10 protein-coding genes are annotated in these 12,060 nt (G+C 49.9%); 3 read left to right on the forward strand and 7 right to left on the reverse strand.

Annotation, left to right across the window (positions count from 1 at the left end; genetic code table 11):
• The first annotated feature begins 8 nt into the window (after positions 1-8).
• Positions 9-1,373, forward strand: coding sequence for an NAD-dependent succinate-semialdehyde dehydrogenase (locus tag I2I11_RS12880; protein ID WP_196268129.1), 1,365 nt, complete (start codon positions 9-11; stop codon positions 1,371-1,373).
• 247 nt (positions 1,374-1,620) lie between these two features.
• On the opposite strand, the gene I2I11_RS12885 is transcribed toward I2I11_RS12880, so the two are convergent.
• From I2I11_RS12885 to I2I11_RS12900, 4 genes are all read right to left on the reverse strand, one after another.
• Positions 1,621-2,385: a YdcF family protein gene (locus I2I11_RS12885; RefSeq protein ID WP_196268130.1), complete on the reverse strand. Its 765-nt coding sequence runs from the start codon at positions 2,383-2,385 to the stop codon at positions 1,621-1,623.
• Positions 2,386-2,666: 281 nt separating this feature from the next.
• Entirely contained in the window at positions 2,667-2,870 is a 204-nt protein-coding gene (locus I2I11_RS12890; protein WP_230680254.1) for a DUF2905 domain-containing protein, read from the reverse strand.
• 49 nt (positions 2,871-2,919) lie between these two features.
• Complete coding sequence (locus I2I11_RS12895) at positions 2,920-3,531, reverse strand: hypothetical protein (RefSeq protein ID WP_196268132.1); 612 nt, start codon at positions 3,529-3,531, stop codon at positions 2,920-2,922.
• A 12-nt stretch (positions 3,532-3,543) separates the two neighbouring features.
• Positions 3,544-4,362, reverse strand: coding sequence for a metallophosphoesterase family protein (locus I2I11_RS12900; protein WP_196268133.1), 819 nt, complete (start codon positions 4,360-4,362; stop codon positions 3,544-3,546).
• A 774-nt stretch (positions 4,363-5,136) separates the two neighbouring features.
• Here I2I11_RS12900 and I2I11_RS12905 point away from each other — a divergent pair.
• Positions 5,137-7,578: a type IA DNA topoisomerase gene (locus tag I2I11_RS12905; protein WP_196268134.1), complete on the forward strand. Its 2,442-nt coding sequence runs from the start codon at positions 5,137-5,139 to the stop codon at positions 7,576-7,578.
• Between the two features lie 64 nt (positions 7,579-7,642).
• On the opposite strand, the gene I2I11_RS12910 is transcribed toward I2I11_RS12905, so the two are convergent.
• Positions 7,643-8,050, reverse strand: coding sequence for an Ig-like domain-containing protein (locus tag I2I11_RS12910; protein WP_196268135.1), 408 nt, complete (start codon positions 8,048-8,050; stop codon positions 7,643-7,645).
• Between the two features lie 461 nt (positions 8,051-8,511).
• Here I2I11_RS12910 and I2I11_RS12915 point away from each other — a divergent pair, with 461 nt between their 5' ends.
• Positions 8,512-9,426, forward strand: a complete 915-nt coding sequence (locus I2I11_RS12915) for an SWFGD domain-containing protein (protein ID WP_196268136.1) — start codon at positions 8,512-8,514, stop codon at positions 9,424-9,426.
• A gap of 133 nt (positions 9,427-9,559) precedes the next feature.
• Here the strand turns inward: I2I11_RS12915 and I2I11_RS12920 are convergent, their stop codons facing one another.
• Together I2I11_RS12920 and I2I11_RS12925 are read right to left on the reverse strand one after the other, a co-directional pair.
• Positions 9,560-10,228 carry a carbonic anhydrase gene (locus I2I11_RS12920; protein ID WP_196268137.1) on the reverse strand — a complete coding sequence of 223 codons (669 nt, stop codon included), beginning with the start codon at positions 10,226-10,228 and terminating at the stop codon, positions 9,560-9,562.
• A 181-nt stretch (positions 10,229-10,409) separates the two neighbouring features.
• A complete protein-coding gene (locus I2I11_RS12925; protein ID WP_196268138.1) occupies positions 10,410-11,981 on the reverse strand; it encodes a SulP family inorganic anion transporter in 1,572 nt (523 codons plus the stop codon).
• Positions 11,982-12,060 lie beyond the last annotated feature (79 nt).

Genomic DNA, 12,060 nt, shown 5'->3' on the forward strand with positions numbered 1-12,060 from the left:
TAAACAGCATGGCCATAGAAACAAAAAACCCAGCCACCGGCGAGGTAGTGAAAACCTTTACGCCGCACACGCCTGAGGAAGTGAAGCAGAAAATAGAAGCGGCTGAGGCTGCTTTCAGAAGCTGGAAAAAGACTGGTTTCGGGGAGCGGGCGCAGTACATGCAGCAGCAGGCGGATATCCTGGAAAACGAAGCAGGAACGTATGGCCGCATCATCAGCCTGGAGATGGGCAAGCCCCTGCAAGATGCCGTGGCCGAGGTAAAGAAATGCGCCACAGTTTGCCGCTATTACGCCGAAAATGCCGAAAATTTTCTGAAAGATGAAGCGGTAGAAACCAAAGCCTCCCGCAGTCTGATTGCTTACGAGCCGCTGGGCGTGGTGCTGGCTGTAATGCCCTGGAACTTCCCCTTCTGGCAGGTGTACCGTTTCCTGGCGCCGGCCCTGATGGCGGGTAACGTAGGCTTGCTGAAGCACTCCTCTAATGTGCCGCAATGTGCCTTGGCAATAGCGGAAATCTGCCGCAAGGCGGGCTTCCCGGATGATGTATTCCAGACGCTCCTGATCGGTTCAAAAGAAGTAGACGCTGTTATCGAGAACCCGCTGGTAAAAGCTGTAACCCTCACGGGCAGTGAAGCCGCTGGATCAATGGTGGCTGCCAAAGCCGGGGAGCAGATAAAAAAGACCGTGCTGGAACTGGGCGGCAGCGACCCTTTTATTGTACTGGATGATGCAGACCTTGAGCAAGCTGCTACATTTGCCGTAAAATCGCGCATGGTGAACACCGGACAAAGCTGTATTGCCGCCAAGCGTTTTATTGTAGTGCAAAGTATAGCCGATGACTTTCTGAAGCGTATGAAGGAAATGATGGGCGCCCTGAAAACTGGCAACCCGCTTACGGATGACTGTGACTATGGACCTATGGCCCGCAAAGATCTGGCTGTAGAGCTGGAAGAACAGGTGCAGCAATCACTCAGAAAAGGAGCTCAGGTAGTGCTGGATGGTGGCCGCACCGACACCGAAAGCGCCTACTTTAAACCCATGATTCTCAAAAATGTAACCCCAGGCATGCCGGCTTACGACGAGGAGATGTTTGGCCCGGTAGCCGCCGTTATGATAGCCAAAGATGAGGAAGATGCCATCCGGATTGCCAACGACTCCCGTTTTGGGCTGGGTGGCGCCGTCTGGACACAGGACAGGGAACGCGGACTGCGGGTAGCGCGGCAGGTAGAAACAGGCGCTATGTTTGTGAATGCGTTGGTTGCTTCTTCGCCGGAGATGCCCTTTGGCGGCATCAAGAAATCAGGATACGGCCGCGAGCTTTCCTACCTCGGCATACGCGAGTTTGTAAACCAAAAGAGTATCTGGGTAGCATAATAATGTGCTGCTTTTTAATGTGCTGATGTGCTAATTACAATCAGGAAATTTGAAGATGTAGTGATTTGAAGATGTTCGTTCTCAAATCACTGACTATCAAACTTCTGAACAATTAAGTAAGCAGACAAAAAATAATAATGTGTTTTTCAGGATGAGATTTTGATATGAAACGCTTATCAATCAACTCGCTAACACAAACAAATCTTGTGTCAAATATCCTGATACTTATGTCCTTTTACTTAGCACCTCAACAATAACCCAGCAGCTTGTATACCGCATACCCGGCTATCTCGTGCAGCAGCAAGTGCCAGCGATCAAAGGCTTCTATACTGGGGATGATGGTGTCGTCCAGGGCATAACTTTTTTCACCGGCATAAAAATCGGTACTGTAGGTATCGGTTTTTATGCCTGCTTTCCGGAAGCAGCCTGCAGCCCTGCGCATATGGAAAGCCGAGGTTACCAGCAGCGGCCGCTCCCATTCCGGATGCTTTGCCAGTACCTTCCCGGTATTTACTGCATTTTCGCGGGTATTGCGGCTGTTACTTTCTATGAAAATGTCTCCTTCGGGTACGCCTGCGATCAGCAGGATTTTCTTGATTTGAACTGCCTCAGGCACCTTGTCTTTTATAATAAGCCCACTCCCGCCTGAAATCAGGAATTTATCGATTTTTCCCAGCCGGTATAACTGCAGGGCCTGCAGGAACCGGTCTGCACCTTTTGCAGTATGAATGCGATCCGGAATATCGTTCCGGTAACTTGTAACACCCGTCAGGATAATGGCCACATCGTGGGACTTTACCTGGCTGACAGGAACAGCATCCACTTCCCACGCCCGCCAGGCTATGTTGGCCAGCCAAGGGTTGGATAGCACCAGCAAGATAGTAACTGCCGAAACCAGGCAAAACCGTTTCTTTGCGGCAGATTTAAGGAAGAGAGCAAGCAGCAGGAGCAAAAGCACCCACAGGAAAGGCATCAGCAGGAAATCAAGCGTTTTGGAAAGAATAAAATACATAGGGAATAGTTGGTACAGCAGCCGGAGCAGCCGGGAAACCGGAGCTATACTTACACAGCAACACTGTTATACTTGTGCTATTAATTTTGAACAGACTACAGCACAAAGATACAAATATACGGATATGAAAATTCTCACAATCCTCTATTTTGTGATGGGCATATTGAAAGGCGCTATTATATCTTAAAAGCCGGCTGCATAATCTCGCATATCCCAGCCAACTAATCTTTTTGCTTTGCCCCGGTAAGTCAGAAAAGTATAGCGAAAGCAGCGGCACAGAATCAGAAAAAACGCCTGAACAGCCACAACAGCAGCGAAAACAGCAGGCTAAGCAGCAGCATACTCATAAAGGGCGCATAGAACCGCATGTTTTTCCGTTCGATGCGGATGTCGCCGGGCAGGTGGCCGAACCAGCTGAATTTGTCGCCGGCCAGCCATACCACCAGGCCAACCAGCACCAGTATAACCCCGAGTATTACCATCATTTTACCTATAGGCTGCATGTGGTTTACGCCTCCGCCCTAAAGTTTATACTTATTTAAAACTTGCCCGCAAACCAATTCCGAAACTAAGGATATCCCACTTGGTCAGGGTTTCGTCTTTGAAAGCTGAGGTTGCGATCAGGTCATACGTGCCTACCTCACCGTAGAGGCTCAGCTCTTTGAACGTGTTGCTGTTGGGCAAGGCATAGTTAACAGCCGGGCCTAAACCGCCCGTCAGGCGTAAGCTGCTCGTCCACCAGTAATAATCGCTGGCAGGGTACGCGTTAGACCAATTGGTAGAAAACTGGCTCCTGAAGTAATAGCTGAGCCCCATACCTACCCGCAGCGGGGTTAGCGAGAAATCGTTATGCAAAGGCACTTTCCGGAAAGGCTTGTAGATTCCTTTCAGCGTGAGCAGGTGCAGGGCTTCGGCGGCATCAAACTTCGGCACGAAGCCATAAGATAGTTCGGCATTAATTTTATCATGGGCAAAACTATAGCCCGGTGCAATGGAAAACATGCCGATGTTGCCGGCAAACTGCAGCGTTACAGCATCCGGTGCATACCATTTGCGTGCAGCATTGCTGTCTCCGGCATCCTGGCTGTGGGCAAGAGAAGGAACCGCCAGCAAGCAGATCATTCCCCAAAACATCTTAATTCTCATGAAATTCTGATCCTAAAAATGAACACGTTCAAAGCTCACATCATCCCCCATTACGGTAAACACCAGGTATTCCCGGTCTTTAGAGGTTGTGGTTTGTACGTATGGCACAGTACCGTCGAAAGGAAAGCTATACTTAAAAGTATGGTTGTGGCCGTGTAGCGAAAAAGTAACATTATACTGGCTCAACAGCTGCCCGTAGCGTGCGGCATTTTCCTGCCCGAACTCATAGTTCTCCGGCGGTATGTGCGAAACTACAAATATATTCTCGTAGCCCGCAGAAGCTGCCAGCTCTTTCTCCAGCCAGTCCAGATCCGGAGCCTGCTTATCAAACTCAATATAATTGGTATTGAGTAGTATAAACTTGCTGTTGCCTACTGCAAAGCTGGTATTATAGTCGCCATACATGGCTTTAAATGCCAGCTGCCCGTTGTTTACAGCATCGTGGTTGCCTATTACCGCTACATACGGTATCTGAAGTGTTTTAAAATCTTCATGTATCAGCTTAAATTCCTGCGCCAGCCCAAAATCGGTCAGGTCGCCGCCCAGCAATAGGAAATCAATATCGTGGCGCTGGTTAATGTTGTGCACCATGGCTTCGTTCTCTTCATAAAACCCCTGCACATCAGCCGAAAGTATAAAGCGCAGGGTATCGCCGGGAGCAATATCCAGTGCTTCGATTCTGGCGATGTTGCGCGTGTTGATATCCTTTTCATCGTCATCCAGCCGCACCTCATAAGGGCTGTACTCAAACTCCTCGCAGGCCTGTAAGCCAAGGCTTAGCAGCAGGAAAAGCGCCCCTGCGGCGGAACGGCAGTTAAAAGCAAATCTCATGGTGTTTTTCTTTTATGCTGTAGTATACCAGGCCTATAACAAGAGGTTGCGGCTAAAGTTCTGGCTTTGTTCCTGTATAATGCAAATCTCTCATAAATATTTTAATGTCAGCATGATATGGTATTAAACTATTTTATAACTGCGATACTCCCGTGGTTGATTTAGGCTCAAAGCATCGCCTTCTAACTTACCCGTAGCTACTCCTTCAAGATGTTTATACTTTAATAATAAGCAGCTTTACCTCACCCCAACCTTCTCCTTTTTAGAGGACTCCTACCCCAAAGCAGGAGAGGGAACTCTGATGCTTACGCCAAAGCACAAGTTTTGTAGTGATAGCTTAAACTCCCTTCCACCATGATCCTTGCAGGATGACAAAGAAGAGGTAATAAATTAAGTGAGGTCTATACTTTACGAGAAGCAAAAGGCAGAGCTATTGAAATGTCTCCAGTCCGAGGGTTGAGCGCCTTGTAGCTGTTGCGGTGCCGAAGGCAGCATGAGCCCTGGCGAGGGCAGCTTCAGCTACACCGCGCGATGCCCAGGGACGAGGCCTCCCGGCCTTGAGGGCGCCAATGTAAAAATGAAACAGGACAAGTATAAAACTGAGGATGAACAACAGCTACCAAGTATAGCCACAAGTATAACCTGCAACAAAGTATAACGCAAACCCTGGCATCCTTACACAGGAAACCCACTATTTATACTTCTTAAAATTCGCACATGCACCCTAAAAACCGTAAATTTGGCTTCTGTAGAATCCTGTAATCCCTGAAGAGCTTGAAAGTTTGCATTGCTGAGAAACCTAGCGTCGCCCGCGAAATTGCCCTGGTGCTGGGCGCCAGGACAAAGAAAGACGGCTACTACGAAGGCAACGGCTACCAGGTAACCTGGACGTTCGGGCATTTCTGTACCCTGCGCGAGCCCGACGACTACCGCCCCGAATGGAAGCGCTGGAGCCTGTACGACCTGCCTATGCTGCCCGAACAATACGGCATTAAACTGATACAGAATAAAGGCGTGGAACAGCAGTTCAGGATCATTAAAAAGTTGCTGGCTGAGGCTGATGAAGTGATTAACTGCGGCGATGCCGGGCAGGAAGGCGAAGTGATACAGCGCTGGGTGCTAACGGAAGCCAAATACAGAAAGCCTTTTAAGCGCCTCTGGATTTCATCTCTCACCGAAGAGGCCATCCGGCAGGGTTTTGCCCAGCTGCGCGAGGGTTCCGAGTTCGACTCGCTGTACCAGGCTGGCAAGAGCCGCGCTATCGGCGACTGGCTGCTGGGCCTGAACGCTACCCGCCTTTTTACGCTCAAGTATGGACAGGGCCGCCAGACACTTTCTATCGGGCGCGTGCAGACGCCCACGCTGGCCATGCTCGTAAACCGCCACCACGAAATTGCCAATTTCGTGCCGCAGCCTTATTGGGAACTCAAAACCATTTACCGCGACACCACTTTTGCCAGCACCAACGGCCGCTTTCAGAAAGAGGAAGAGGCACAACAGATACTCGGGGCCATACAGCAGGCAGAGCTGACCATAACGGACGTAGAAACGAAGAAAGGAACCGAGTCGCCGCCCAGGCTTTTCGACCTGACATCGCTGCAGATTGAGTGCAACAACAAACTGGGCCTGTCGGCAGACGAAACCCTCAAAACAGTGCAGAGCCTGTACGAGAAAAAAGTTGTTTCATACCCGCGCGTTGATACCGTGTTTCTGCCAGATGATATTTATCCGAAGATTCCGGGTATACTACAGGGCCTCAGCAACTACAGGCAAGAAGTAGCGCCGCTGCTGGAAGGCAAAATCCGCAAGAGCAGAAAAGTATTCAACAACAACAAAGTAACTGACCACCACGCCATCATACCCACCGGAGCCAGCGCCGGCAGCTTGTATGGGCGCGAGGCCGATGTATACGACATCATCACGCGCCGTTTTCTGGCTGCTTTTTACCCGGATTGTATCGTAAGCAACACCACGGTGCTGGCCGAGTCGGCGGGTTATGCGTTCCGGGTACGGGGCAAACAGATTCTGGAGCCGGGCTGGCGTGTGCTGTACGGCGCCGAAGACATAAAACCGGAACCATCCGGCGGTAAGGAAGGCGAGAACAAAGAAGAAGAGGAAACGGCTGGTGTATTGCCGCACTTCGATAAAGGAGAGCACGGGCCACATGCGCCGCTCCTGGAAAAGAAGATGACGAACCCGCCCAAAGAGTATACCGAAGCCACGCTGCTGCGCGCCATGGAAACAGCGGGCCGCCAGATAGACGACCAGGAACTGAAGGAAGCGTTGAAAGAAAATGGCATCGGCCGCCCTTCCACGCGTGCCGCCATCATCGAAACACTGTACAAACGGCAGTACATCCGCAAAGAGAAAAAGAAAATTGTGCCTACCCAGATGGGCATTGATTTGATTGGCGTGGTACGGAACCAGACGCTGAAATCGGCGGAGATGACGGGCCAGTGGGAACGCAAACTGCGCCAGATTGAAGGAGGTGAGTTTAAAGCCGATGCCTTTCTGCAGGAGTTGCAGGACTTTGTAGTGAGCCTGGTACAGGAAGTAAAGTATGACAAAGCAACTGTTACGCTGGAGCCGCAGACAGAGGAGCAAAAGCCCGCAGACAAAAGCAAAAAGAAGAAAGACACTGCCACACCTAAAACTGCTACCACGCCCGGCCTCGGTACATGCCCGTCCTGTAAGCAGGGCCACATCCTGAAAGGCTCCAAAGCCTATGGCTGCAGCCGCTACAACGATGGCTGCCGTTTCCTGATTCCGATAGCGCAGCAGGGCAAGCAACTAACGGAAAAGCAGGTGCAGGTGCTGTTGAGCAAAGGCAAAACGCCCGTTATCAAAGGTTTTACGGATGCGCAGGGCCAGAATTTCGATGCCATACTTACTTTGGATGCGGCACATCAGTTGGTTGCGGAAAAGGTGGAGAAAGCCGCTGCAGCCGATCCATTTGCAACTTGCCCGCGCTGCAAACAGGGCAAACTGCTCAAGGGCAAAGCTGCTTATGGTTGCAGCCGGTTCCGGGAGGGCTGCCAGTTTATCGTTCCGTTTGAGAAAGGCGGCAGGCAGCTGACAGAGAAACAACTGTCTGCGCTGCTGCTAAAAGGTAAAACACCAAAGATAAAAGGCTTCGTTTCCGAAAAAACAGGCCAGCCGTTTGATGCGGCACTTGCCCTGAATGAGCAGTGGCAGGTCGTTTACCAGTTCGATTAAAAAAGTGCGGGCAAGTATAAAATTATACTTGCCCGCACTGCTAAGGTATAAAGACGCCGGCACCTTACCTCACAGAAAACTTCACGTCCTGCACCATTACGTTGGTACGCTTGTCTGTCGCTGAGATAGACAAAGTATAATCGCCCGGCATAAAGTTGCCGATGGGTAGCAGCGTATCAAGTTCCAGTACATTTTTATCTGCCACCTTGCTAAAGTCAAGGAGGGATTTCTCGCCGGAACTGCCTTTTACCACAAAAGTAATATCACTGAATTCATCTTTGTCAACAGCCGTAACGCTGACGCGCAGCCCTTTGGTGGCTGTTACAGACTGGTTATTGACCGGGTTGTTTACTGTTATACTTGGTTTGGACCCGTCCGGCTGCAGGGTACCGTCCTCCAACAGATCCTCACATGCTGTAAACATCATTATACTTGCAGCAGCTAAAGCGGCCAGCTTTGCTTTCATGCTCATACTATTATGGCTAATGTTTGTATTTGCGGCTGCCAGCGTTTACCAGCTGCTGCAGAGGTATTTATACTTCCCTACAAAGTTACAAAGCAAGTTGATTGCGCAAAACAATATTATGAATATAATTACAATTAAGCAATTTTGTTCCTGCAACATCTATCCAATAAAACAAGCCTCCTTATACTACTTTACAGCTCATGACTTTTAAAAGTATAAATCGTATCAGATATCATACTTTCAACTTTATACCTCATAATACAATTATTTTATACCGTTGCCGCACAGTATGCGATTACCGCCGGAAATCTATAGGTTTTGCTGTCCCAAAGAAGCGCATCAGGTAGCGCCGGATACAATGGCGCATATAACATTATAGACTTTTTAGCCGTAAAAAATATAAACTGCGGCGAACGACTGCAGCATACATTCTTTGAAATTATTTTAAATACATAAAAACGACAACTATGAGAAGCTATGAAAATTCAGGGTATAACCCTTATAACGACAACCAGCGCTCTGAAACAAGGAGCGCAGGACGAAATTATTATTCCAATGACTTTGAACTGGGTAATGGCAACCACAGCAACAGTTTTGTAAGTAACCGCCGGGACGGTATGGGCTCGGGCCGCGATACGTTTGCAAACTCCGGCTATGCCAGCTCAAGCTATAACAACAATTTAGGCTACGGCTCCGGCGCAACCTATGGCAGCAGCGGTTCAGGCTCCCGCTACGGATCAGGCTCAAACGACTACAGCAGCAATTATGGTTCTTCCGGCGCTAACTATGGCTCCGGCAACAGCGACTACTATGGCTCGTCGAACTATGGCAACTATGGTAACAGCGACCGATACGGCTCTTCCGGATACTATGGTTCTTCCAGTAACCGCTACAACGATTATGATTCAGATAACAATGGCCGCAGCAGCTGGGATCGTGCCGGTAACAAAATAGAAAATGCCTGGGACCGCACCAAAGACCGTGTATCCAATGCCTGGGACAGGGTGACAAACGATAACGATAACGACAGTTACAGGAACTCGTCTTACAACCGCAGCAACAACTATAACAGCTACGGTTCAGGTTATGGCACAAACTATGGCTCATCTGATTACAACGACTATGACAGAGGTCGCTACAGTTCGTCGAACCGCTACTCGTCTTATGACAACGATCGCAACAGCGATCATGACCGTGGATTCCTCGACAAAGCAGGCGATGAAATAAAATCATGGTTTGGTGACGACGATGCCGAACGCAGAAGAAGAATGGACGACGCCCGCGACTATGACAGCGACAACCGTTATGGAAGCAGCAGAAACAACTACACCGGGCCTCCATACTCTTATGGCTCCTCTTCACGCAGAGATTACGAGTGGTAAGTAATAACCGGCATCCGTTTTTATACGGTAAACGGTTGTTCTTAACCTGAGAATAGTGGATGTATCTCCACATAAAAAGCCCCGCTACGAATATAGCGGGGCTTTTTGCGTCTTTATCAGTTGGATTTATACTTTACTCCGCCGCAACATCATCCGGCGTATTTTCTTCATCCAGCGGCGCTGCCTGCATGCCATAGATATGCTCGTAGCGCTTAAAGGAATTTATATCGATGTTGAGGTTATGGAGCAAGCCTTCGCGGATATCATACACCAGGCCATGCAGTTTCGGGGGAGTTTCTGTCCGAAGGGCATTCTGGATAATGGAGGTCTGATAAAGGTTGTGTACCTGCTCTATTACGTTTAGTTCTACCAGCCGGCGCAGCCGCTTTTCCTCGTCGTAAATGCTCATCACCTCACGCTCATGCAGGCGAATCACGTCTTTGATGTTGCGCAGCCAGTTGTCAATCAAACCAAACTGGCGGTGGCTGGCCGCCGCCGCTACGCCGCCACAACCGTAATGCCCGCACACGATAATATCACGCACCTTCAGTACTTCCACCGCATACTGCAGCACCGACAGCAGGTTCATATCGGTGTGTACCACCATGTTGGCAATGTTGCGGTGCACAAACATTTCGCCCGGCCCGGTACCCGTAATCTCACCGGCCGGCACCCGGCTGTCGGCGCAACCTATAAACAGGTAACGGGGTTCCTGGCCCTGCGACAGCTTTGTAAAATAATCTTTGTCCTCGGTGAGCCGCTGCTCTACCCATTTTTTATTGTTCTCAAAAATCTTTTCCATTTAGTCTTTAGTTACAGGCTTGTTGCTATACCAGACACTTCTTCTTTTTACTTAAACTGTAAAGTTCCTGCGGTTGTTTACATAAATTTCCGGAAGGCAAGTTTAAGGAATCAGCAGCAAAGTATAGGCAGTTTTTTTCATTTTATCGTTTTAAGCTCCTTTTATTACTCTGCGCAATGCATTAATGCAGCTCCATTACCTGCACCTCCGGCACATTACGCAGCTCTACTTCAATGTGCCGCTCGTGGGCTGTTTTCTTAAATTCTTGGATGGCTTCCACCACATCATAATCAATATAGGCGGAGTTCTCGCCGTCTATCACCACATGGCTGTGAGGCGGCAGATGGTCCAGGGTGAGGATGATGCTGGCTTTGTTGAGGAACGAGACATGCTCGCTCAGCCGGATGCGAATTTCTTCGCGGTCTTTGTGCTCCTCTTTGTGGAAGAAATAAGGTGATTTGTAGTTAGCTTTCAGGATGTACAGCACGCCAACGGCCAACCCGATGCTAATACCTACCAGCAGATCAGTAAACAGAATAGCTAATACGGTTACAATAAAAGGGATAAATTGCTCCCACCCCAGCTTAAACTGGCTTTTGTAAAGACTTGGTTTGGTAAGCTTAAAACCTACTACCAGGAGCACCGCCGCCAGTGCAGACAGCGGAATCTGGTTCATGAAACCTGCCAGAAACAAGACCGACAGCAGCAGGAAAAGACCGTGCACAAAACTGGCTACCCGCGTCTGGCCACCTGCCGCCACATTGGTGGAGCTACGCACAATCACGGCCGTCATCGGCAGGCCACCAACCAGCCCGCTCACCATGTTGCCGATGCCCTGCGCTTTCAGCTCGCGGTTGGTATTGCTGCGGCGCTTGTGCGGGTCCAGTTTGTCGACGGCTTCCACACTCAGCAGCGTTTCGAGGCTGGCCACAATCGCTATGGTAAACGCCACCACGTAAAGGGAAGGACTGGCAAGCTGGTCGAAACTCAGAAAACGCAGCTCACTGCCCAGGTCACTAATACCATTTATAATGGGGAGGCTTACCAGATGACTTTGCGCAACCGCCAGCTCCGGCATGAAAGAAACGAACAGCGCATTGAGGACAATAGCGAGCAGCACAGCAACCAGTGCGCCCGGAATCAGCTTAAAGAACTTAAACCGCTTGAATGCCGGCCGGTCCCACCCGATAAGTATAGCCAGCGAGATGACGCCAATCAGCAGCGCGCCCAACTCTATACTTGCAAAAGCGTGGCCTATTTCAGAAAAAGTGGTGCGGCCGTCCGGCTGAAAAAACTGCATCTCGCCAAAGAAATCTTCGTCAGCACCCAGAAAGTGCGGAATCTGTTTCAGGATAAGGATTAGACCAATGGCCGCCAGCATCCCCTTGATAACGGATGAGGGGAAGTATAAACCGATGATGCCCGCCTTAAAAAAACCCAACCCCAACTGGATGACACCTGCCAGCACCACGGCCAGCAGAAAAGCATCAAAAGAGCCCAGCGTTTCGATGCCGTTGAGCACAATAACAGTGAGGCCCGCAGCCGGGCCGCTCACGCTGAGTTGCGAGCCACTAAGCCAGGACACTAGCAGTCCGCCCACAATGCCCGTCACGACGCCGGAGAAAAGCGGTGCACCCGAAGCGAGCGAAATGCCGAGGCAAAGCGGCAGGGCCACAAAAAAGACGACCAAACCGGCGGGTATGTCCTTGCCAAGGCTGTTCAGGTACCCCGGTGAATTTGTAATTTCTTTCATTTTATTCCGACTGTTAATAACGTTTGTAAGTATAGCCCGGAGCGGTGTGCTCCTCAGCCTTTGTGCTACAAACTTATCG

Source organism: Pontibacter rufus, assembly GCF_015694705.1.
In the GTDB taxonomy this organism is placed as follows: Bacteria; Bacteroidota; Bacteroidia; order Cytophagales; family Hymenobacteraceae; genus Pontibacter; species Pontibacter rufus.